Annotated in this window: 20 protein-coding genes; 8 read left to right on the top strand and 12 right to left on the bottom strand. The window is 68.9% G+C overall.

Annotation, left to right across the window (positions count from 1 at the left end; all coding sequences use genetic code 11):
• Positions 1 to 86 precede the first annotated feature (86 nt).
• The 3 genes from Vgi01_RS25400 to Vgi01_RS25390 all read right to left on the bottom strand — a co-directional run bounded on the left by Vgi01_RS25400 (position 87) and on the right by Vgi01_RS25390 (position 2,114).
• Positions 87 to 494, bottom strand: a complete 408-nt coding sequence (locus tag Vgi01_RS25400; RefSeq protein WP_204292739.1) for a hypothetical protein — start codon at positions 492 to 494, stop codon at positions 87 to 89.
• On the bottom strand, positions 487 to 1,359 hold the full coding sequence (locus Vgi01_RS25395; RefSeq protein WP_204292738.1) for a diguanylate cyclase domain-containing protein: 873 nt from the start codon (positions 1,357 to 1,359) through the stop codon (positions 487 to 489). The genes Vgi01_RS25400 and Vgi01_RS25395 overlap by 8 nt, the downstream gene beginning before the upstream one ends.
• Before the next feature lie 92 nt (positions 1,360 to 1,451).
• On the bottom strand, positions 1,452 to 2,114 hold the full coding sequence (locus tag Vgi01_RS25390; RefSeq protein ID WP_204292737.1) for a hypothetical protein: 663 nt from the start codon (positions 2,112 to 2,114) through the stop codon (positions 1,452 to 1,454).
• Positions 2,115 to 2,606: 492 nt separating this feature from the next.
• On the opposite strand from Vgi01_RS25390, the gene Vgi01_RS25385 reads away from it, so the two are divergent.
• From Vgi01_RS25385 to Vgi01_RS25375, 3 genes are read left to right on the top strand one after another with little or no spacing between them, the layout of a single operon-like run.
• Positions 2,607 to 3,341 (top strand): hypothetical protein, encoded by a 735-nt coding sequence (locus Vgi01_RS25385; protein ID WP_204292736.1) that lies wholly within the window; start codon positions 2,607 to 2,609, stop codon positions 3,339 to 3,341.
• Positions 3,334 to 4,455 carry a KAP family P-loop NTPase fold protein gene (locus Vgi01_RS25380; RefSeq protein WP_204292735.1) on the top strand — a complete coding sequence of 374 codons (1,122 nt, stop codon included), beginning with the start codon at positions 3,334 to 3,336 and terminating at the stop codon, positions 4,453 to 4,455. Before Vgi01_RS25385 ends, Vgi01_RS25380 begins: the two co-directional genes overlap by 8 nt.
• Entirely contained in the window at positions 4,452 to 6,626 is a 2,175-nt protein-coding gene (locus Vgi01_RS25375; protein WP_204292734.1) for a CHAT domain-containing protein, read from the top strand. Before Vgi01_RS25380 ends, Vgi01_RS25375 begins: the two co-directional genes overlap by 4 nt.
• Positions 6,627 to 6,920: 294 nt before the next feature.
• On the opposite strand, the gene Vgi01_RS25370 is transcribed toward Vgi01_RS25375, so the two are convergent.
• The 8 genes from Vgi01_RS25370 to Vgi01_RS25340 all read right to left on the bottom strand — a co-directional run bounded on the left by Vgi01_RS25370 (position 6,921) and on the right by Vgi01_RS25340 (position 16,526).
• Positions 6,921 to 7,895 (bottom strand): replication-relaxation family protein, encoded by a 975-nt coding sequence (locus Vgi01_RS25370; RefSeq protein ID WP_204292733.1) that lies wholly within the window; start codon positions 7,893 to 7,895, stop codon positions 6,921 to 6,923.
• A 311-nt stretch (positions 7,896 to 8,206) separates the two neighbouring features.
• Positions 8,207 to 10,753 carry a type IV secretory system conjugative DNA transfer family protein gene (locus Vgi01_RS25365; protein ID WP_239089148.1) on the bottom strand — a complete coding sequence of 849 codons (2,547 nt, stop codon included), beginning with the start codon at positions 10,751 to 10,753 and terminating at the stop codon, positions 8,207 to 8,209.
• A 125-nt stretch (positions 10,754 to 10,878) separates the two neighbouring features.
• Entirely contained in the window at positions 10,879 to 12,666 is a 1,788-nt protein-coding gene (locus Vgi01_RS25360; RefSeq protein ID WP_204292732.1) for a VirB4 family type IV secretion system protein, read from the bottom strand.
• A 1-nt stretch (position 12,667) separates the two neighbouring features.
• On the bottom strand, positions 12,668 to 13,606 hold the full coding sequence (locus Vgi01_RS25355) for a PrgI family protein (RefSeq protein WP_204292731.1): 939 nt from the start codon (positions 13,604 to 13,606) through the stop codon (positions 12,668 to 12,670).
• Complete coding sequence (locus tag Vgi01_RS31190; RefSeq protein WP_275412579.1) at positions 13,593 to 13,718, bottom strand: hypothetical protein; 126 nt, start codon at positions 13,716 to 13,718, stop codon at positions 13,593 to 13,595. The genes Vgi01_RS25355 and Vgi01_RS31190 overlap by 14 nt, the downstream gene beginning before the upstream one ends.
• Before the next feature lie 324 nt (positions 13,719 to 14,042).
• The gene (locus tag Vgi01_RS25350; RefSeq protein ID WP_204292730.1) at positions 14,043 to 15,017 is read right to left on the bottom strand and encodes a hypothetical protein; all 975 of its coding nucleotides are present in this window, start codon (positions 15,015 to 15,017) and stop codon (positions 14,043 to 14,045) included.
• Position 15,018: 1 nt separating this feature from the next.
• Positions 15,019 to 15,357 (bottom strand): pilin, encoded by a 339-nt coding sequence (locus tag Vgi01_RS25345; protein ID WP_204292729.1) that lies wholly within the window; start codon positions 15,355 to 15,357, stop codon positions 15,019 to 15,021.
• A gap of 299 nt (positions 15,358 to 15,656) precedes the next feature.
• A complete protein-coding gene (locus Vgi01_RS25340) occupies positions 15,657 to 16,526 on the bottom strand; it encodes a hypothetical protein (protein WP_204292728.1) in 870 nt (289 codons plus the stop codon).
• Between the two features lie 453 nt (positions 16,527 to 16,979).
• On the opposite strand from Vgi01_RS25340, the gene Vgi01_RS25335 reads away from it, so the two are divergent.
• Positions 16,980 to 17,780 (top strand): hypothetical protein, encoded by an 801-nt coding sequence (locus tag Vgi01_RS25335; protein WP_204292727.1) that lies wholly within the window; start codon positions 16,980 to 16,982, stop codon positions 17,778 to 17,780.
• Positions 17,781 to 18,202: 422 nt separating this feature from the next.
• Positions 18,203 to 18,520, top strand: coding sequence for a phage integrase N-terminal SAM-like domain-containing protein (locus Vgi01_RS25330; RefSeq protein ID WP_204292726.1), 318 nt, complete (start codon positions 18,203 to 18,205; stop codon positions 18,518 to 18,520).
• Between the two features lie 15 nt (positions 18,521 to 18,535).
• On the opposite strand, the gene Vgi01_RS25325 is transcribed toward Vgi01_RS25330, so the two are convergent.
• A protein-coding gene (locus tag Vgi01_RS25325) for an IS3 family transposase (protein ID WP_204292725.1) occupies positions 18,536 to 19,743 on the bottom strand; the annotation gives its coding sequence in 2 pieces (ribosomal slippage) (positions 18,536 to 19,446 and positions 19,446 to 19,743; 1,209 coding nt in all).
• A gap of 87 nt (positions 19,744 to 19,830) precedes the next feature.
• On the opposite strand from Vgi01_RS25325, the gene Vgi01_RS25320 reads away from it, so the two are divergent.
• From Vgi01_RS25320 to Vgi01_RS25310, 3 genes are all read left to right on the top strand, one after another.
• Complete coding sequence (locus tag Vgi01_RS25320; protein WP_239089146.1) at positions 19,831 to 20,475, top strand: tyrosine-type recombinase/integrase; 645 nt, start codon at positions 19,831 to 19,833, stop codon at positions 20,473 to 20,475.
• Positions 20,468 to 20,797, top strand: a complete 330-nt coding sequence (locus Vgi01_RS25315; protein WP_204292723.1) for a hypothetical protein — start codon at positions 20,468 to 20,470, stop codon at positions 20,795 to 20,797. The genes Vgi01_RS25320 and Vgi01_RS25315 overlap by 8 nt, the downstream gene beginning before the upstream one ends.
• Positions 20,798 to 21,070: 273 nt before the next feature.
• Complete coding sequence (locus Vgi01_RS25310; protein WP_204292722.1) at positions 21,071 to 21,316, top strand: phytanoyl-CoA dioxygenase family protein; 246 nt, start codon at positions 21,071 to 21,073, stop codon at positions 21,314 to 21,316.
• Positions 21,317 to 21,367 lie beyond the last annotated feature (51 nt).

Genomic DNA, 21,367 nt, shown 5'->3' with positions numbered 1-21,367 from the left:
GCCGTGCCCGAAGAAGGCGCAGACATGCGCGGGAACAGGCCGGGCAACGGCCTACAGGCAAAGCGGAGGACCGGCGAGCCGGCCGGTCAGCGCGGGGCGGCGGCGATCTCGACCCGCAGCGCCCCGACCGCGGCGTCGAACGCATCGCAGGCGGTGGCAAACTCAGCCGCCCGCGCGCCGCCGTCGCAGTACAGCGGAAAACAGACCCGCAGCGTGCGGTGGTGCACGCGGACCAGCCAGCCGGAGCAGGCCACGGTCGTCGGTGGAATCAGGTAGGCGATCACGTCGATACCCACCGCAGCCGGCTCGACCTCGAGGCTGTACAAGGCGCCAGCGACGGGCTGACGGGCCACCGCACGCCAACCCTCCGGCAGCCGGTCCTGCACGGCCGCACTGGCCTGACCCACCAGGTCGGCGCTCAGGGCGATCCGCCGACGATTGTCGGCCGCCCGCTGCCGGAACTCGCGCTCGGCGAGACTGACGGGCTCAGCCATCGCCACCCTCACCACGCGACGTGCCGCCCGCGCACCGGCCTGTCTCGCCCCGCACCGGCGGCCCGGCCTCATCGACAAAGTCACCGTCACGAACCTGCTCGACGATCATCTCGGCAGGCCGGGCAGGGCGGCGATCACGATGCCGAACAGCCGGACGCACCCCGGACGGCGGCGGCGCCCCATCACGGGCAGGGTCGTAGTGCGCGACACCACTGCCGGTCCGCTTCGCCGTGTACATGGCCCGGTCAGCGCGACCCAACGCGACGCGCGGATCCCCACCCAGGGTCCGGCAGATGCCGATGCTGACACCCAACGACCGCGTCGTCGAGCCGATCGTGACCGGCGCGGCCAACACCGCCACCAACGACCCCGCCAGCGAACCAGGATCACGAGAGGTGACGACGACGAACTCGTCACCGCCGAGACGAGCCACGAGATCACCGGGCTCACCGGCGGCAACGAGCCGCTCGGCGAGTGAGGCCAGATACCGGTCACCGCCGTCATGCGTGTGAGCGGTGTTGATGTCATGCATGCCGTCGACGTCGATCACCGCCACGGTCACCTCACGCCCAGCGGCATCGATCAGGTGCTGCTCGGCGATCCGCCGGACCGCGAGCCCGGTCACCGGATCGGTGTGCGCCACCGCAAGATCGGTCTCCAGGGCGCAGATGCGGTAACCGGCATGGACAAGACAACGGTGGTACGAGGCCAGCAGAAGCGAGTAGACCACGACGCCCGTCGTGGCGAGGACACCCGGCGACGCGGCCCGATCGGTGAAAAACAGAAACAGCAGGACGGACGAAAACAGCGCCGTGACCGCGATCGAGTTCCAGCGCAGGACAGCCGCCCACAATGTGACGCGCATGAAGAGTTCTCCTTCCTGAACGGATGGGGTCGCAAACGACGGCAGGCGAACCGGGGTCGACCGGTTCGCCTGCGCGGGAAAGTGCGGCGGGTTCAGCGGGTGCAGAGCGCGACGAGAATGTCGCGGGAATGCAGCGCCGCGATGCGCTCGTTGGCCTGCGACAGATAGGCCAGGTGAGTGGCGTAGCGGTCGCCGGCAGCCACCAGGTGGGTGCCGTTGAGACCGATGAGGCGCTGCCCCGGCACCGCGCACAGCCACCCGTAGTGGGCGTAACTGGTCGCGCCGGCCTGCAATGCCTCCACATGCCCGGTGGGCAGGAACGTCGACCTGGACGGCAGCGCGTTGTAGGTGAGCATCGCGGCGATCCGAGGCTGCGCCAGATAGTGCTGCTGCGCCTTGACGATCGGATACCGGCCTGGATCGGCGCGGTGCCGGTCCAGGAAAGTCCAGTACGGCTGGGCAGGCCGTGTGCCAGCGACGACCCAGTTCCAGACCCGCCAGCGGTACCAGAAAGCCCGGTGCGCGGCCACACGCATCGCATCAAGGTCCAGGAAACGGACGGGACCCCCGGCAGCGGTGCCCTTCCACGGCTGCAGCAGACGGCCGCGCCGTAGCCGGGTGGCGGTGATGAAATGCCCGGCGCCGCCGAGACTGGTCAGCGACGTGGCCGCGACACGGGTTGCGGCCTTGGCGGCCATTTGGTCGGTAGGGGTGCTCTGCGGCAGGCACACGATGGTCAGGGACGTGTTGGGCACAGTTCCTCCTCACGAAGGCGTAGCGAGAGACGGCATGCCGATAGCGGCACAGTGGAGATGGAGAGGTGAGGCGACCGCGAGACGGTCAGCGGCACACAGGACATGCCTGCGGCGAGCGGCGGGAGGGCGCGATGTGGTGGTGTTGAATGAGCGAGGCGCCTACGGGCGACGCAGGCCGACCGGCCAAGAGGCGGGTGGGCGGAAGCGATCGCGGTCGTGGGCGGCAAGGCCCGGAAGGTGGTGCATAAAGGGGTTCAATGAAATTGAGCCCTCACCGTAGCCCGACCACCCAACAGGCCACCGGCCTGTGGATCCGCCCGAGCGCGAGCCATCCTGCCGGGCGGCGTTGTTGGGCACGCCGCGTGTACAGACCGGTCTAGCTTGGTGTCCTCGACCAACCCCTCTGGAGTGCTCGCCAATAGGGCGAAGCGGTCATCTGCAGCATCCGTTCGGAGTGCGGGTTATTGCGCGGGGTGCCAGTAGCCTGTTTCCGTGTCACAGGCAGCCCTGCCGGACGGTCGTCCGAGCGCAATGAGCCGGCTCGATGCGGGACTGGCCGTGACCCTTGCAGTGCTGGCCTACGTGGCCGGGGCGGCGGTGGCCCCGCGGCTCGACCCGCCGTGGGGCCAGGAAGGTCCGGCTATGGCCACCACCGCGACCGGTCACAGGCTCCTGAGCGCGCAGCAAGACGTCGACGCGGTGAGATCGTTCCGCAGAGCGCTGGAATCCAAAGTGGCACAACAACGCGTCGCGCAGGTGGCTGACCGGGTCGCGTTGGGCACCGCGAGCAAGCAGGAGGCCGTGAAGCTCCACAAAGGCATCGCGGACCGCGAAGCGCTGCTGCATGCGCTGCGGACAGAAATCGATGCAGCGGTCACCGCCCAGTCGATAGCCGAGCGCGAGGTGCGGATCGCAACGGAAAAGGTAAGAAAGAGCGAGAAGAGCGCCGCCGACCGCCTGCGGTATCTCGAAAAACTCACCCGCGCGGCCGCCTCCGTGGTGGCGTGGGCCACGCTAACCAGTCTCATGCTCATCATCGTTGGACTGGTGCGGCTGATGTCGCGGAACCGGCCGCGGTTAGTTCACACGTGGATCGTGCTGGGCACCAGCGCACTAATGCTCATTGCGTTCATGCTGGCCGTGACAGTGGGTTGGATTCTCGCAGCAGCCTTCGTGGCACTGCTCCTGCTCGGTTGGGTGATCGTCGCGGGGAGGTCTCGTGCCTGACGCCAGCGACACGCCGATCTCCGATCCGCGCGAGGATCTCCTCGCGATGTCCGGCGACGCGAAACGGCTCGCCCAGCGCGTGGCCCGACGGCCGTTGCCCTTTACACTCGGCATCTACGGCGCCTGGGGTGAGGGCAAGACCACGCTGGCCAAGCTTGTCGGCCACTACCTCGAGCAGCAGGACGGCTGGCAGGACAGTCGGTTCATCGAGTTCTCGGCCTGGCCGTACGTCTCGGCGGACGCCGTCTGGCGCGCGCTGCTAGAGACGATCGCCCGATCTGTCTACGACGTCCCAGTCGATGCCGATGCCACCCGTGATTCAGCACGATCCCTGCCGGCCCGGCTGCGCAGCTTCCTACTCGGCGAAGTCTTTCCCGATACCAGCAGCAAGAGCCAAAAGGAACAGCGCGGCGAGGACTTCGAGCGGCTGATGGCCACGCTCGGCCGAGCAACTGCGGTCGCCAACCGAGCAGCCGCGGACGCCGACTCCGCCCGGCGTTTGTCCACCTTGGCCAGTGTCGTCCTGGATCTCGCGGCATCCGCAGCGAGCCCGCTGGGGCCACTACGCGGCTTGCTTGGCAAGGGCCCGGACCCGACCGCGGAGAGCGCCGCAGACCGCAGCGTCGCCACAGTGGAGGAGTTGCGGCAGGGTATCCGGGAGCTCTTCCGGATGGCGAGCAACCCCCGGACCGTCGTGCTGATCGACGATCTCGACCGGTGCCTGCCCGAGGTCGCCTTCGACGTCCTTGAGACCCTCAAGATCTTCCTCTCCGAGAGCGCAGACGTCGAAGCCAACTGCCTGTTCATAGTGGCCGTCGATCAAGTCGTCCTCTACCGAGGCCTCAGCTCCCGAGTCGGCGGGCCCACCGACATGCAGCAGGTGGACGCCCGGATGTATCTCGAAAAAGTGATCCAGCTGGGAGTGGCCGTTTCCGCCGTGCGTGAGCCCTCGTCCGGCCGGTTCATCGCAGCCCAGTTCCCGGAGTGGGTAGGCGCTGCCGATCTCATTGACATCGCGACCCGCGGCAACCCGCGCCGCCTCAAGCAGCAGTGCGACCTTCTTGCGTTCGGCTTCGGACGCGAGCAGACGGGGAAAGACGGCGAGAGCGCATGACCACAACGCCGGTCGCATCCGTCCAACTCTGGCACCACATCGTGCAGATGATCGCGACCGACCCCGCTCTTGAGGAGGATCCGACGGCACTCGTCGGTCGGCTAACGACGAGCAATATGACCGGACGGGTCGTGGAAATCCTGCTGCGCTTCGCCGACGCGCACGCCGTCGCAGGCTCAATCGTCAGCAGGGATGGACCGTTCACCTACATCGTGCAGACCGTCGGCGACCAGATAGGAACCACCTCCGCCGGCTGGCTTCACCTCCACTTCTTCGGCCGGGTGCTCCAACTATGGCACGACGACCAGCATCTCGCGGAGATCGTGCGGCAGGCCACCCACCGGGACGACTACTTGACGCAGATCGAAGCCATCGACAAGTGGCTCGACGCTCAGCAGGCACCCCACGACCTTGACGAGCGACCAGCGCTGGTCCGCGATCGTGATCCGAGCGGATCTCTCGGCAGTGACCGGTGGCGGCTGCTGCTGTCCGGCTCGCCCCGCATCTCCCAGGTGCCCCTGGAGTACCTCCGCGCCGACATCGCCGTGCTGTCCCCACACCCCGCCACCTTTCCGGCTTACAGCGAGGATCCGGACTCATATCACAAAGCTGCGCAAACTATGCTAGATGCTGCCAGAGCCCGCGATGAGGACTTCGATGTGTACGTGAAGGCGCGCCTCGACGTCGCCCTCGACCTCGTCCGGCGCCGCCGTTTCGCCAAGGTCCGCATGCTCGAACTCGGTTGGCCAGACCTGATGGAACGCGTCCGCACACCCGGTGGCATCCGGCGGCTGCGCCAACTCGAAGCAAGAATCCTCGGCGACACCGACGTGGAAGCACCGTCAGATGCCTGGCTCGCCTACGAGAGTGACGAGCGGCTCAGCGAGTTCCTACGCATCCGTCCGCACTTCCGCACGATCTATGACGACCAGCTGTCCCGTGTGGTGGGCACCAAGGAGGGCGGCTCGCCGCCGGCCCGGCCGAGAGTGGAGTGGGACCCATACGCCAACATCGAACTGCGCCTGGACCCATCTGACGAAACTCGCGCCGCGCAACAACACGACCGGCCGCGCTGGCAGGGCATTGCGCGGCTGATCACAGATTCGGACGATCATGCCTGGCCGGTAGAAATTGACGTCCAGGAGTTCCGGCGCGCGGTCGCCACCCTGCTCGGCGCGTATGCGTCTGCGCCAGCTATCCTCCTGCGCCCGAGCACGACAATCCGGGATTCGGCGCGCCTGCTGGACGCGACCGCGACGGTGGAGCACATCGGTGAGGCCCTGTGGCAGCAGACCATAGGCTCGGATGCCGGTGCGACGTCGCGGTTCCTCGACGCCCTGACTGGCAGCAAACGCCTGCGGCTCACCATCTCCTCCGATATCGCCGAACTGACCGACCTGCCGTGGGAGTGCCTGCGAATTCCCGCCCTTCGGATCATGGCCGGTCTCACCCTGAAGCTCTCCGTCGTCCGCCGAGTGAACGACACGATCAACATTGCGCCACGCCCGGTCGGCACGACTCTGCGGGTTCTAGCGGTGCATGCGCAGCCGCCTGGCGTGGCGCCGTTGCCCGGTGCCCGGCAGGAGTTGCGTCTACTGCGCGAGAGCTTTGCCGAGGCCGAGCAACAGGGCTGGGCATCGATTACGACTATCGAGGACGCCACCGAACGTGACCTGCGGGAGAGCTTGCTTCGTGTCCGCCCGCACGTCCTTCATTACACCGGCCACAGCATGGCCGATCAAACCGAGGGCCTTGCCGCGCTGATCCTCAACGACGGCACCGGCGAACCCTTCCTGCTGACGGCCGACAAACTCGCCGTCCAACTGTGGGATTCCGGCGTGGTCCTCGCTGTGTTGAACGGCTGCAATACAGGCGTCAACCCGGGCTCCGCCGACCGGGCAACTTTCGGGATGTGTCAGAGCATCATCCGGCAGGGCGTTCCGGCCGTCGTCGCCACGACCCGCGGCGTCCTGGACAACGCAGCCCTGCGCTTTGCTCAGGAGTTTTACCAGGCATTCATGGATGGTTACCCACTAGAGGCATGCCTCGCCGAGGCCCGCAAAGGCCTCTACATGCAGGGCTGGGATTGGTCAGCGTGGGCACTGTTCGCAGGCGATCCGGCCACGCTTGAGCTGATCCGCCTCCGCCGTCTTGGTGGGATGATTTCCTGACCACCATCAGTTTTCGACGGTGGTGTCACCTCTCCGGCATGGAATGACCAACAGCGGTGCGGGCGTGCGGAGGTGATCGACCGACCCCCGAAGCAGCCCGTCACACGCGGGGCTGCTCGGGTGGTGGGGTTGGCCGCACGGCGCTGCTGGTGGCCTCGGCAGTGATGGCAGCCGCAGTTGTCGAGCCGGACGCAGCGGCTCCGTTTGCTTCCATCGGATGACGATGCCGGCGGTGTCACCGTCCTGAACGGCTTCGTCTTGGTCGTGCTCTCCCATGCGCGATGTGGACGGGTGTCAGCCGACGGCGTCGAGGGCCAGGCGGAGGGGGTGATCGTCTGGGTGGGGTGGTCCGGGGGTGAGGGGGCCGGGGTGGCCGTGGTTGCTGGGGAGGTCGGCGAGGGTGAGTCGGTGGCGTCCGTTGCCGGCGAGTCGCCATACCGGTCCGGCCGGGTGGGGTCCGGATGCGGCTGAGGTGGTGGCGATGGTGAGGGTGGGTTCGGGGCGTTCGGCGAGTTTGCGGTGCAGGTTCTGTTCGCGTAGCCGGCTGGGCAGGACGAACAGGATGGGGTAGTGCGGGCCGCCTTCGGCGCGCAGCTTGCGGTGGGAGGCGAGTTTGTCGACGAGGCGTCGGATGGGTTCGGTGCCGCGGTCGAGTTCGAGGAAGAACCCGGTTTCCTGGTTGCCGTCGGTCCAGACGCCGTGGCCGTCGGGTTTGATGCGGTGGCCGAACGCGGCGGTGGTGGTGCGTTCGGACCACCAGCGGGTCAGTGCGGTGCCCGGGTGGTGGCGGGCGTGGGTGAGCAGGGAGACGAACAGGGTGTTGACGGCGAGGAGGTGGTTGAGGGTGGGGCTGGAGTAGATGCGGTCTTGTCGTTCGCGCAGTGCTCGGGCGGTGGGTGGGTTCTCGCCGCGCGCGAGGGCGGTGTAGCGGGCGGAGAGGAGGCCGGGTAGCCAGCACACGGGGTTGGGGGCGCCGGGTCGGTTGCGGATGAATCGGTCGATGAAGTGGAGGCGGCGTAGTAGGTGGAGGCGGTGTCGGCAGGTGGTGGGGTTGGTGAACAGCAGGGAGGTGAGGTGTTCGGTGGTGAGGGTGGTGTGTTCGTCGAGGAGTGAGGCGATGGTGTAGTCGCGGGGCCGTAGGCGGTGGGAGACGGCGATGAGGGTGTGGGTGGCGTGGCGGGGGGTGATCGGGCGGAGCACGACCAGTGGCGTGTCCCCCGACGAGGGTTCCCCGTGGGGGAAGTGTCGGGATTGAGGGTTGGCGGTCATGACGGCTCCTAGCTGGGGTGTTGGGTGCAGGGGGTCGGCCGGGCCTCGGCAGTACGGCGCCGGGCGTCGGCCGGGTCACTGTCTGGTGCGGTGGCCGGGTCTGGGCTGGACCGGCGCGGGCTGACGGGATCGTCGCGGTGCCGTCGTGGCATGTCGGCCTGGTGATCGGTCGATGGCGGTCGGTGTCTCTGGACGGCTTGACCCGGGACTGCTGGGGTACGCCCGGTTCCTGCTGCTGGGCGTGTCCGCAGCGCCGAGGGCGGTGCGGAGACGGGAATGACGGCGAGCGCTGTCGGGATGCGCCGGCTGGGTCAGGCGGTGTGCGATGGGCCGGCTGTGGGGTTGCCCGGGTCGGGGGCGTCGCCGTCGCGGTCGGCTACGCCGGCGAGTTGGGCGATCGCCGACCGGTTCCCGCCGGTACCGGCCCTCGTGTTGGCGGCGGCCTGGCGCAGGGCGGTGGTTTCACCGACGACGGGTCGTGGTGGGTTGGTGCGTAGCGTGAACGCCGCAGTTTCCCGGTTTCCGACGACGAGGCGGCATGCCGCCCGGTAGGCGTCCAGGTGCGACAGGTCGTGTTCGGTGAGCTCCGGCATGGTGTGTCGGGCCAGTTGGTGGGCGTCTTCGGGGGCGCATGAGAAGAAGACCTTGTTGCGGGCGTTGGCGGAGATGGCCAGCTGGGTTTCCCGGGGCATCTGTGTCAGGTTCTGGTGGGCCAGGACGAGACCGAAGTGGTAGCCGCGGGCTTCGGCGAGCATGTCGCCGACTGAGCCGGGCAGGTTCAGGAAGTTGTGGGCTTCGTCGATGTAGGCGAACGAGTCGCGCCGTTGTGGTTCGGGGAGTCGGGCGCGGCCGGTGGCGGTCTGCCAGGCGGAGGCGAGGACGAAGCTGCCCATCAGCCGGGCGGTCTCTTCGCCGATCTGGCCCTTGGGTAGTCGGGCCAGCAGGATGCCGCCGTCGAGAACGCGACGCATGTCGAAACTTGATCGCGGGGCGCCGAGGGTGCGGCGGACGAAGTCGCGCAGCAGGAAGGCCCGCAGTCGTGACAGCACCGGGCCGATCACCTGTGCGCGCAGCGGCGGTGGGGTGGATTCGAACCATTCCCAGTAGCCGCGCAGTCCTTCGGGGTCGTCGAGTTCCTGGGTGAAGGTGTAGCGGAATTTCTTGTCGTTGAGCAGCGGCGGGATCAGCGTCAGGGTGGCGTTGGCCTTGCGGAGCAGCGTCAGGCACGCCACCCGCAGGGTGTCGTCGATGCGCGGCCCCCAGTGTTTGGCGAAGATCCGCCCGAAGATGGACACGATGTTGTCCACGACCAGGTCGTGGTCGTCGCCCTGCAGCGGGTTGAGGGTGGTGCCGGCCGGCTGGTCCGGGTCGATGATCGTCAGCCGGTTGGCGTGTCGGGTCGGGATGCGGTCGAGCAGGTCGAGGATCAGGTCGCCTTTGGGGTCGATGACGATGACACCGCGGCGGGCGTGGATGTCGTCGAGGATCATGTTCATCAGCAGGGTGGATTTGCCGGAGCCGGTGGAGCCGAGGACGTGCAGGTGCTGGCGGGCGTCGGTGAGGTGCAGGGCGACGGAGTGGCCGCCGACGTCGGCGCGGCCGAGGACTTTCGTGCCGCGTCCGCCGGAGGCGACGGCGACTGGGGCGGGCATCGGTGTGGCGCGGGCCCGGTCCAGACCGGGTACGGCGATGTCCTGGGGCAGTGCCGCGATCGTGGCCAGTTCGGCGGTGGACAGCAGGAACCCGCGGCGTAGCCGGCGGGTGGCCAGCACCTGGGCGGGATGCCGCAGGGGCAGCCGGCGTAGCCGGTTGCGTCCGGTCCACACGCCGTACGCTGTGGCGATACCTGCGGCGAGGGTGCCCAGCCGGGGCCGGAGGGTGTCGGGGGTGCTGCCGCGGGTGTCGGTGAGGGTGACGCCGAAACGCAGCGCCACCTCCCACGCGGTGCCGGTGAGTTTGTCCACCCCGGCGCGGCCGTCACGCTCACGCTGCGGATCCCCACCCGCCAGCGGCGTGTACCGGGCGGTCGAGTGGGTGCGCCGGCCGGCGCCGGCCAGTTCCGTGACGAGGTCGAGGGCGGCACGTAGCCAGGTGGCCGGGTCGAGCACATCGCGTGGCGCCCGCCCGGTGCGCAGCCCTTGGACGCCGCGACGCAGCCGGCGTACCTGCCGGTGCGTGGCGGGTCGGGCCAGGACCTGCACGCAGGCCGACTCGTCGGCGCGTAGCCCGGAGGCGGCGGCGATCAGGGTCCGCATCGGATCGTTGGCGTGATCAGTGTGCAGGGCATACCAGGCGGGCAGGGTGGGGGTGAGTGCGCCGCCGACGGTGAGGCCGTCGCGGGGCAGCGGCGGGTCGGCGTCGGTGACGGTGCATGTCGCGCCGGGCCAGGCGCCGCGGATCGCGGCCTGGATCGGGCCGCGGGCGATGGTGGCCGGCACCCAGAGCGCGATGGTCAGTTCCCGACCCCGCCACCGGTACTCGACGGCGATGTGGGGGCGGCCGCTGCGGAGGCGGAGACGCCAGCTGGTGCGCAGGATCTCGGCGAGGGTGGCCCACACGGTGGCGGCGCCGTGCGGGTCGACCTGCGGCGGTGGGCTGATGGTGACCAGGCACGCGTGGCGGGTCATTCGGGTGTGCCGGCGGTGAGCCACCGCGGTGTGGACGGCGTACCCGCCGGCGACGGCCACCGCGGCGACGAGCGCGAGCCACGGCCGGTCCCGGCACCAGCCGACCGCCGTGGTGGCGGTGTCGAGCAGCCACTGCGACGGTCCCGGCAATAGTGGGGGAGTGGGCGACGGCGCAGGCGGGGCAGGGGCACTGGCCGTCACGGTGAGGGCGAAGGCGGGACTGGTGTTCACGGGATCAAGCCCTTCCGAAGTACGAAAAAGGGGGGTCGTGGGCCGCGATCGTTAGGCGGCCCACGACCCTGCGGAACCGGCGCGACGGTGAGCTTCAGTTGCGGCCGCAGACGGTGCGAAGGGAGCTACTCGTCGTCGGGTAGCTCCAGGTCGCCGATACACAGCCGGTGCTCCTGCCGGGAGGCCACGGCGTGGAAGCCGACGCGGTGGGTGCCGGACATGAGCAGGCCCTCACCGCGGCGGGCGGCGAGCAGCAGCCGCGACTCCCCACCGGTCAGGGCGAACACGTCGGCGACCACATCGATCGCCTGCGGCGCCTGCCGCAGCAGGATCTGGGTGGCGGCGTTGGCGATGACCACCTGCCCGAGGTCGGAGCCGAGCAGATCCCCGACGTCCTGGGTGATGACCGACAGGCCGGCCCGCCGCTTACGGGCCGCCTTTGCCAGGCGGGACAGGAACTTGGCGCCCTCACCGTCTCGCAGCAACGTCCACGCCTCATCCACGACCACGAGCCGCCGCGGGGTGTGCGCGGACCGGATCGCAGGCGTGTCGACGTCGCGCCAGATCGCGTCCAACGCCAGCAGCATGCCGGGGGCGCGCAGCTCGTCGGCGAGGTGCCGCGTCGACCAGCACACCAGCTGCCCTGACGGGACGGTGGTGGTGGGCCCGTCGAACAGATCCCGAAACGACCCGCTGGTCCACGGCGTCAACCGGGCCGCCAAGGTGCCGGCGGCGTCGGTGTGCTGCGCGGTGAGGGCGGCCGTCACGTCACGCAGCAGTGGCGCCTGCCGCCGCCATGTGGCGGGGTCGTTGGAGATACCGGCCCGGTCGTAGGCGTCGTTGATGGCCTTGTCCAACGCGGCCCGCTCCGACGGCGGCGGCTGTTCACCCAACAACACCGCGATCAGGGTGTGCAGGAACAACGCCCGGTAGGTGCGCGCCTGCGGGCGACGATCCCCCGGCGGAATGTCGAGGGGGTTGAGCCGCACCCCGCCGGCGCCGAGGGCGATGGTGACGCCGCCGACCGCATCGGCCAGGCGGACGTACTCGTTGTCCGGGTCGACAACCGCCACCTGCACACTGTCGGCCAGGGAGCGGAGCACTTCGAGTTTGACGAAGTACGACTTGCCGGCCCCCGACCGGGCCAGGACCACACTGTTGGCGTTGTGTTGCGCCCACCGGTCCCACCACACGACGCCGTTGGAGTCGGGATTGAGGCCGTAGAGCATGCCGCCGGTGGCGCCGGGCTCACCGGGCAGCGGCGCCGGCAGATCCGACGAGGCGAGCGGGAACGCCGAGGCGATCGCGTCGGTGTCCATCACCCGCCGCATGCCGAGCCCGTCGACGCCGAGAGGCAGGGTACTCGTCCAGCCCTGCAGCTGCCGCCACGTCGCCGGTTGGGTGTCCAGCAGCACCGACGCGGCGGTGGCCCGCACGTGCGCGACCGACTCGTCGAGCTCATCAAGGCTGGGCGCGTGCACACACAGATACAGGCCGACGCGGAACAGTTTGCTGTGACCGCGGGCGATCCGGTCAGCCAGGTCGGCGGCGTCGTCCGCGGCAGCCTCGGTGACCGGGTCGGCGAGACGGCCCTTGTCGGCGTCGGTGCGCCGGTTGGACTCCAACCGGGCCCGCTGCCTACGCAGCCGGGCAGCGGCGACCTGCGGCGCCACAGGCTCGATGTGAACGGCCACGTCGAGCCGACCCGGCCAGGCCAGCAGCGGATCCAACCAGGCGGGCCCCACCTCAGCCGGGTAGCCGGTCACGATCAGCGTGGCCGCGTAGCCGTCGCCGACCCGCAGGTAGCGGGGGGTGTGTTCGATCGCGGCCGGCCCCACCACAGCCGCCAGCCCCGCCCCATCGGCTGGGCCCGCATCAGCGGCGGCACGCTGCCGCCATCTGAGGAAAGGCATGTCAGTCTCCTGTTCCGGTGACGGCCGCGTCGGGAAGGGCACGGGCCCAGGTCACATCGGCCGGGGTGTACGGGTCGGTGGCGCAGGTCAACACCGCAGCCGCCCGACCGCCGTCCAACACGGCGGTCTGCGCCCCGAGCGCCGACAATGCGGCCGCGGCGTGCTCGGCCCGGCGCAGCACCTCTCTGTCGCGGCCGGTGTCGCCGGTGGCGGTGACCGCAACGGTCACGGTGCGCCACAGCGGATCCCGCCGCGCGGCGAGATCGTCGAGGAAATCGGCGTAATCGCGGGCGGCATGGGCCAAGGCGCTGTTACCGATGGACTGCGCGCCGGCGGCGATGCGGTGCGCGTGGCTGGACAAGTCGACCCGCTGCGCGGAGACCACGATCTGCACCGGCCCGGACAGCGAGTTCAACCACCGCCCGTAGCTGCCGATCAGCGCCGCCTGCTCGTCGCCGGTCCGCAGCCCGATGTTCACCGTCGTGCACGCGACCAGAACCGCAGTGTGGGAGCCGGCGTCGATGACGCCGCTGTCGCTGATCGCGGTAGCCGGCAGCCGCAACACCGGCACCGCAACGACGGGCGGCTCACACGCCGGAGCCCACCCCGGGCCCGCGGCAGGTGTGCCGGTCGGCGCGGGCGCCAACCGTCGAGGGCTGCGGGTGTGCCGCACCGCCGCGAGCAGCCAGGCGTCCATGGACAAGCCGTCACGACGCCCCAAGGCCAGCACGATCGCCGCCCCGGCAACAGGGATGAGGATCGCGACCAGGACCGGGGGCGGCAGCAGGTCACCGACCGCGCGGACGATGCCGTAGCCGATCACACCGGCCACCGAAAGGATGGCCAACTGCCGCGCCGTCAAGTTGTAGGCGATCTTGTCCGGGGTGTCGACGTCAGCGGGAATGCGGGCGTGGGGGGTGAGGTCATTACTCGGGCGCATCGTGGCCTCCCCGCCTCGCGCGGGCCTTCAACGCCCGGGTGTAGAGGTCCACACCGTCGGCGATCTCCGCCGGGGTGTAGCGGTAGATCGGCCGGCCGGTGGGCCAGGCCACGCCGACGATGGTGAATGGATCCGGGACAGCAGAAGACAGGACGGAAGCCTCGGCGTTCGCGCACGAGGGACAGCGCATGGTCGTCATCAGGGTGCCTTTCGAGTGGGGGAGGCTTTACGGCGCGGGTGTAGAGGCCGACACCGCCGGCGAGTTCGCCGCGGGTGCAGGGGCGTACGACGCGACCAGTCGGACAGGTGATGCCGACGTCCCGGGCCCACACCTGCCGGGCACGGCAACGCGCGAGGCGCGAGACAGGCAGAGCGAGGCGTCGGAGACAGCCCGGCGGGCACGATCCGGCGAGTACGCCTCCACCGCCCGGCCCGGTCACGGCCGGCCGGCCCCGCCCGCGCCGCCAGCACGACGGGTGGCCCGCGCCGCGACGCGGCTGCCGGCGAACGTGCGGGGAAAGCCGCGGGTCAGATGCTGCACGAGTACGACGCGCAGGACCGTGCCCATCCGGTTCGGCCGGGTCTGCGTGATGTAGCGGCCCATCAGTCCGGGGATCTTCACGACACCCCACAGCAGACACACCACGATCAGCAAGTTCATGATCGCGGCCGGGTCACCGCCGGGTATCGGCAACCCGAGCACCCGCAGATTGCTGTCCGGATTCAGAAAAACCCGCAGCGTGGTGTGCAGGGCGACCGCCTGGATCACGACGATGCCGAGCGCGCCCAGAATCGTGCGCCACCACAACTTGGCGGCACCCTCGGTCTGCGGTGTGCCGTGCAACGCCAACGCGATCGGCGCGATGCCGACGGCGACGACGAGGACCCCGAGCCGAATGATCCACTGCACGAGCAGGGTGCCGGTGAGTATCGCGATCAGCAGGCCGATGAGCAGCAGCAGGAAACTGACCGCCGTCGCCCCGCCCTGGCCGGTGAGCGCACTGACCGTGGTGTCGCGCAGATGCTGCATCGACCCGGGCGCGGTGATGTCCTGACTGGTCAACGCGGCCGTCAACGCATTGGCCAACCCGATCACCGTAGAACACAACGGCAGAGCGACATTGGCGCCGATCAGACCGATGACCAGGCGAGGAATCAGCTCACCCGGCCCGACCTGCGACTGGATGGTGTCGCGGCCCATCACCAGGATCGCCACCCACAGAAACGCCAACACGTAGCACACGTTCACCACCCCCAACGACGTGTTGGCAAACGCCGTGACCTGCGGCAACGCGGTCACATCGGGGCTGACGAACGCGGTGATAGACAGCAGATCCCACAAGGCGTTCAACACGCCGATCACCGTCTCGGCGAACCATCGCAGAATGGGACCGATGACCCAGTCGCCCATCTCAGCCCCCGATCCAGCTCCGCACGACCGCGAGCAGGATCGGCGCGAGCACCGCCAGCGCGTAACCGAGCAGCGCGTTCTTCAACGCCGAGTTCGACTTCTCGATCTCCGTCGGGTCGCCGCCGGCGGCCAGACGACGCAGACCACCGATGGTCAGAAACAGCGTCGCGACCCCGACCAGCAGCCCGACGATCCACGTCGTGATGTTGTTGATGATCACCGGCAGCGGATATGCGGCCAGAACCTGCGGCCCGGACGCGTACGCCGGAGCCGAGCCGGCCACGATCGCCAGGAACCCGAGCGTGACCGTGATGATGCGGTAGACGTTGCGGCGGAACATGACACGCACCTCCCACCCCGGCGTGCGGGGCTCGACAGGGATCCAGGTGCGCCCCCAGGGACCGGGGCGGGGCCGTGGGAGCATCGCTCCTTCCAGCCTTGAGGTGATCGGGTGCGAACACGGCCACTCAGACCGGCCGCGCCCCGATCCCAGGGGGCGCCGACACCGGCCGTTTCTCGATCCGATGTCTTGCCCACCAAAGCCGGCGGTTGGGTGGCCAACACGACGTCCGACGCCGCCTTGCCACCCAACAGAGCCCAACGGCCACTGCTGTGGGGTCGCACCCAACAGGGAACGTGCTATCGGTTGACGCCACCGGCAACAGCCACTCGCTGGTGGGTGGTGCCCAGGTGCCGGCTGCCGCCGGCGACGCGCTGCTGAGTCGCGGCGACCCGTTGCCGGGTCGCGCCAGTGCTGCGCCGCTGGGGGCGAGGCCGCAGTGACACGAATGCGAGATCACCCTCGCGGATGGCGTCCAACAATCGACGTTCCGCCTTCTGCCGCCACGACGAAGCCAGGCTCGCAGTGATACCCAAACGGGCCCCCGCCTCGACAAGCGTGACGTTCTCCAACCGCGTCGCGCCGATCAGATTCGCCTCGTCGGCGTCGAGGACACCGGCGATGACCGCCCGCGCCAGCACCAGGTCCGGATGATCCCACGGCGCCACCGGCGCGATCGGATCGACCGCGTCCGTATGAATGAGTTGAGCATCGGAGTCCGCATCGCGCGCCTTGCGGGCCGCTCGCAGGCCGGCGTCGATGAGCCGGCCCACCACCCGAGGCGGCTCCACGTCAATGCTCCTCAACCGGGCCACGAACCCGGTCAGCAACTCGGCATCCAGATCACGGGTATCCCCACGCCACCCGGCCGCCAACAGCCCGGCGACATGCCGCAGACCCGGCAGAGCAATACCGACAGCGGCCACCACCCACGCCGGACCATCCCGGCGAGCACGGACAACCAGCTCACGCCACACCGCATCACGAACCTCGACGCCCGTCTGCGGTGCCAGCAGCAGCGCACGCAGCCGCTCCAACGGCAAAATCTCGTCCGGAAGGCCCTCAAATCCGCGACCGTCGAAACCAATAGGGGTGGGTGGCTGGACCAGAAGAGTGAAGGCGCGGCCAGCCGCAGACAGCGGCGACGAAGGCCACGATCGAGAAGACATGACATCCCCTTGCGAGTTCGGGCACCGCATCCCGGCGGCGGTGCGAGACCCCCATCCGCGCACGGCCACCGAACAGTCCGACCCGACCCACACACAGGCGGGAACCTGTTGGACCTGCTCAGCGCCACCGTCATACCCCGGGCAACACGAGTGCCCAGACCGGCATCGCCGAGTACGGGCACCAACAACGCAGATCACGACCCAGTTGGGTGCTGTTGGCCGGAGAACCTGCCGGACCGTGTCGGCACACAGGCGTCACCATGCCGGCATCAGGAACCCGGCCAGGACCGCAGGCCCGGCTACCGGGCCAACAACAGACACCTCACCCAACACCCCACATCTGTTCGGCCACGGCGAGCAGAAGTCGACCAGCCGTCACGATCATGTTGGGTGACGACGCCCCACCACTCCGAGCCCTGTTGGGCGCCGTTGGGTCACCGACACCGTAAGCGGGTGCTCCGCGCCGGGCCGGCGAGGCCATTCGTTAATGCGAACACGGCCAGTCAGCGTGGGAGCCATCCCCACATGACTGCTGCACCTGACTCCACCCCCAACGGCGCGGCGCCGACCAACCCGCCCGTCCACAGCCCACGGCAACATCACGACGACGCAGTCCTCGTCGGCAGCGATATCCCAATAGCCATCTGGCGCCTCGACGACCGCGACGGCCCCGAACCCGCACTCCCCACGGACCACCGGCTCGCGTCACGCGTGTCGCAGCGACTCATCCTCGTGTACACCCGACCCGGTGACGCGGTCGTCGACCTCGACAGCGACCCGCACCTGAAACACGCGACCGCCCTGACGCACCGCACGTACCTGCCCATCACCGACATCAGCATGATCGCCGACCCCGGCACCCTCTACACACCCGTCAGCCTCATCGTCCTGCGCTGGCCACCACGCCACACCGCCCAGACACCGGACACCATCACCGACCTGCTCACCGCATGCCGGTCGATCATGACCGCCGACACCTGCGCCATCATCACCATCAGCTCCGCAGCGACCTGCGCATCCGACACGACCTACGCCAACCACCTCGACGGCCTCCTACCAGCCGCCCGCGCCGCCCGCCTGAACCACGTCGGTCATATCGTCGCTGTCACCGCCCCCGGCGACAGCGACGAGTTCCTCTACTACGCCACCTGCGCCGAAGCCGAGGCGGCACGGCGAAGCTGCTCAGACAGCGACACCGATCCAGGCAGCATCGTCGACCTCCTGATATTCATCAACGAGAGTCGCAATGACTGACCGCGACGTGCAGCGCGGCACAAGATCCCACGTCGCGACGCGGCACCCCGTGCCGCGGCCGCAGGCACGAAGCACCGTGAGTCGGCTCCAGCGTCACTGCCGCCATGATCGTGGACTCCTCCGCCCGATGGAGAGTTCGACGACGCGCTTCACGAAGTCGGCAGCAAGCCGGCCCCTCGGACGCCAGTGCGGCGACGCGCCCAATAGATGGCCTGCGCTGCATCTCTCCGAACTAATAGGCGCTGGGCACCGTTCGGGCCGATGCAGTTCAGCAAGGGCAGCCGCTACAGACGCTGACGAGCATGCAATGAGTGAGCGGCAGGACTCGCCGGCCACGTGGCGGCCTGGCCTGAACTCTCCTTCAGACAGCAACCCGCCGCACTGAATCCTCCCGAGTCCGCAGAGTACCGGGTGCCCCCATCATGAAAATGGACCTTGCCAAGCTGGTAGCCGGCCTGTCACCGACATGGGCTGCCTTCCTCACCGACTGGGATCGCTCGCTGAGGTCCGGAAACTACCCGCCGACCACCCGGTACAACTACCTGCTGGCCGCCGCTCAACTGTGCCGATACCTCACCGACCACACCTCTCAACCCGGTGGCAGGGAAGCGGTAGCCACACCCACAGCAGTCACCCGACGCCATGTCGAGGAGTTCCAGGCGTGGATGGTGCAGACCCGGTCGGCGTCGACCGCGCTCAACAAGCACAAGTCCCTGCAACAGTTGGGGCTTGACCCCTGATCCTGGACACGGGGTTTATGCGGCGGGGGCCAGCGTAGCTGGCGCTGGCAGGGTGTTCTTCTCGTAGGTGATCGGTGGCTGTTGTCCGAGCCGGGAGTGGCGGCGGATGGTGTTGTAGCGGTGTAGCCAGCGGAACGCGGTGAGTCGTGCTTCGCGTTCGTCGGTGAAGGCGCGGCGGCCTTGCAGGGTTTCGCGTTTGAAGGTGGCGTTGAACGATTCCGCGGCCGCGTTGTCGGCGGAGCTACCGACCGCGCTCATCGATTGCCGGACCCCGGCCGTGGTGCAGGCCTCCGCGAACGCTCGGGAGGTGTATTGGGCTCCGTGGTCCGTGTGCATGATCGCCCCGTGCAGGCTGCCCCGGGTGCGCTGGGCGGCGTGGAGGGCGTCGATGACCAGGTCGGTGCGCATGTGGTCGGCGATCGCCCAGCCGGCGAGACGGCGGGAGTGCATGTCGATGACGGTGGCCAGGTAGAGGAAGCCCCGGTCGCCGACCGGCAGATACGTGATGTTGCCGACGTAGCGCTGGTTCGGCTGCCCGGCGGTGAAGTCACGGCCGATCAGGTCCGGGGCCTTCGCCGCGGCCGGGTCCGGCACCGTCGTGCGCACCCTGCGGCGTAGCCGCAGGCCCTGCACGCCGAAGCGGCGCATCACCCGCGCGACCCGCTTGCGGTTGATCCGCAGTCCGGCATCGTGCAGTTCAGCAGTGATCCTCGGCGCCCCGTAGGTGCCGTCGTGAGCCGTGTGCACCGCCCGGATCCGGCCCGCGAGAGCCGCGTCCGCAGCGTCGCGGGCGGCCCGCGCCGCAGCGGCCGACCGCCAGTAGTAGTAGCTCGAGCGGGACACCCCGATGATCTGACACAACCGCTTCACGCCGTAGCGCTGCTGATGGTCGGCGACGAACTGGAAGCGGTTCACCAGCGCGTCTCCCCGGCGAAATACCGGGCCGCCTTCCGCAGAATGTCCCGCTCTTCCTCCAACTCCCGGATCCGCCGGCGCAACGCGGCGTTCTCATCCTCGACCGAGCCGCCCGCCTGCGGCCCCGCCGCCGACGCGGCCGACCCAGCAGCGCCCCGACACTGATCATCAGCGCGGACCCAACTCCGCAGCGTCTCCCGGTTGACCCCGAGATCGTCAGCGATCTGCGCGATCGTCGCCCCCGGCCGAGACCGGTACAACACGACCGCATCGGCCTTGAACTCAGCGGGGTAATGCTTCATCACCATCTGTCAGGGACTCCTGATCTCCCCAGACCATCACGATCCAAGGCTCAAGTGTCCAGGACCAGGGGGCAACTCCCGTTCTTCAAATGGTTGGCGCTGGACGAGGAGGAAATCGACCAATCCCCGATGCTGCGAGTGCGGCAACCAAAGACAACGGTCAAGCTAATCCCGATCATCCGCGACGAGGACACCAAGAAGCTGCTCGACAGCTGCAAGGGACGAGACTTCGTCCAGATTCGCGACGAAGCGATCATCCGGATACTGGCCAACACCGGCGCACGCCTGTCCGAGGTAGCGAACCTGCAACTCGCCGACGTCGACCTGTCGCTCGACACCGTGCACTACCACGGCAAGGGCGCCAAAGACCGACGAGTCCGACTGGGACCCAAGACCGCCCGCTCGGTCAGCCGCTACCTCCGCGCCCGCAGCAGCCACCGCGCCGTCAGCCTGCCCGACCTATGGCTCGCCGTACGCGGCGCGCAGCCCTTGGCCGCCAACGGCATCAAACTCATGCTCAAACGCCGCGGCCAACGCGCCGGAGTCAAAGGTGTGCACGCTCACCGGTGGCGGCACACCTACGCACACGAGTGGAAGCTGGCCGGGGGAGACACCGGCGACCTGATGCTGCTGCTCGGCTGGACCTCCGACGACATGCCCCGCCACTACGGGGCCAGCGCCGCCGCCGAACGGGCCCAGCACGTGCAGGCGCGGATGGGGATCGGTGAACGTGTCTGACCTCGATGACGTCCACCAGAAACCCGAAGGCGGGGGAGACCGGCGGCCTGCTGGCCTGACACCAGAGCAACGTCGCCGTCGAGCACGCATCGCCGCGCACGTCTCCTGGGCCAACACGGCCGATCGCGCCGCCCGAACCGCAGCCGGCACCAAGGCCTTCCTTGACCGGTTCGAACGCCAAGTCGATCCCGACGGCACTCTTCCCGCCGAAGTCCGCAGCGTCATGGCGCAACACGCGCGGAAGGCGTACATGCTGCAACTGGCAGAGCGATCAGCAGCAGCAAGAAAGGACCGAGGCCAGGGGAGCACCCGGAAGAGCTGATTGCATTACCCCCGCGCGAACGGGCAGCAGCTTGCACGGGACACTCCCGCTTGCGTCGCCGTCCGTATTCCAGCGTCGATGGCGCGTACGCTCGGCTCTGGCTGGGCCTGTCTCGCCTGCTGTACCTGGCACCGACATGGTTCATGTCGATCAACCAGCTCGGCTTCTACTACGGCAGCGTTGGCGACTCGGACGGGGCACTGCCGCTGTACACGCAGGTTCCGGTGCTGATGAAGCCAGATCACTTCATCGGGTACTTCAACCTCGCCCTGCGTGCACGCGTTGCGGGGGGACTTCGAGGCGGCCATCGACCAGTTGGCCCGCGTCGCTGACAATGACGCAGCCAGGTCCAGCGTTCGGGAGACGCTGGACGCCCTGCACCACGGCCCGGACTTCGCGGAACTGGTCGGTGACCCGGCCTGGCGCGGGCGGTTCCGCGAGATCGAGCTGGTCCTGTTCCCCGATGTGACCGAGCACGACTGGGGCTGGCACCGAGACGGCGGCTACTACAGGTTCTGACGAAGCGCCCCGCGCGGGTGCGCTGCAGTCATGCCACTCCGCCTGACGAGC

The sequence above is a fragment of the Micromonospora gifhornensis genome, from assembly GCF_016863515.1.
Classification (GTDB): Bacteria; Actinomycetota; Actinomycetes; order Mycobacteriales; family Micromonosporaceae; genus Micromonospora; species Micromonospora gifhornensis.
Note: the sequence above shows the minus strand (reverse complement) of the source record. Positions and strands in the feature narration are given on the sequence as shown.